Annotated in this window: 1 protein-coding gene; it reads right to left on the reverse strand. The window is 40.5% G+C overall.

The genetic code is table 11. The features are described from left to right. Positions 1-2 precede the first annotated feature (2 nt). Positions 3-1139, reverse strand: a complete 1137-nt coding sequence (locus QMA00_RS18830; RefSeq protein ID WP_024602346.1) for an ISAs1 family transposase — start codon at positions 1137-1139, stop codon at positions 3-5. Positions 1140-1172: the final 33 nt, after the last annotated feature.

The following is a 1172-nucleotide window of genomic DNA, read 5'->3' on the forward strand; positions in this document are numbered from 1 at the left end:
GGCTAGCGCATTTTAATCCCAGATTCTAACAGGGTTGAGCGATAATCATCGTCTAGCCCTGCCATTTTCTTTTTTCTCGCCATACTGGCTGTTTTAGTTGTATCTTGTTTAAATAACGCCATGGCTATTTTTCTCATTACGTTAAAAACAAGGGGTCCTTGCTTCTTACGGATTCTTGATTCATCTTCCCTAAAGTTCATATCCAACATCCAATGCATACTTTCAACCTGCCAGTGGCTTCGTACCGCATTAAGTGCTTGCTCCGCACCTAACGCTAACGAACTAATATACCAACGCGTTTCTATCGTGTCTGTACCTGATGATTTATCGTGAACCTCAGCGGTTACTTGAATAACACTCTTTAAGCCAGACCATTGGTAGATTTTATCTAACCAGCTTTTATCAATAAGCAATTGCTGACAAACCCTTGTTTCAATGCGCCCATGCCCTGAGCTTATTTCGGTATGTTTATCATAGTTGCTATTGGTCAATCCTTCGCGCTCACTCTTGTGCCACCAAGCTTCTAATTCACTCTGCATACCTGAATGGTTACCTTTGAGCGCTAGGATATAATCAGCTTTTTGTTTAATTATTTGTTTCGCTATTTCTTGCTGGCAGCCCATAGCATCAAGTGTAATGATGCTATTTTCAATATCTAGCATGGTGAGTAACTCAGGTATGGCTGTGATTTCATTTGTTTTGCTATCAACGGCTGTTTGCCCTAAAACTAACTGGTGTTGGCAGCTCCATGCACTGACGGTATGTAAAGCACTTTTTCTATCTTTGGTTGTAAATGAACGACGTGCAGTTTTTCCATCCATAGCAATAATATCAGCACCCGTGGTTTCAATAAGTGAAGATATCCAAGATTGAAATGCATGCTCTATTTCATCTGATTTTAACCGACAAATGACACGGGCTATGGTGTCGTGTCTTGGAATACCCGCGTTGAAAGCGCCATATCTTTTTAACCAATCAAGTTTTAGATGCCCAAAATCTTCAATATCCTCCCATCCTTGTGCACCGGAGATTACTGCACTAATGGCTAAAAGGAGAATATCGATAAGCTCATGCTTTTTACAGCGTTCAATGCGAGGATCGGTAATTGAATTAAAGTGTTTCAGAAAAGTAGCGCTCATATTTTACGTGACCAAGGTGATTATTATGCCTTG

Origin of the sequence: Pseudoalteromonas sp. APC 3694, from assembly GCF_030407565.1 — a bacterium.
Taxonomy (GTDB): Bacteria; Pseudomonadota; Gammaproteobacteria; order Enterobacterales; family Alteromonadaceae; genus Pseudoalteromonas; species Pseudoalteromonas tetraodonis.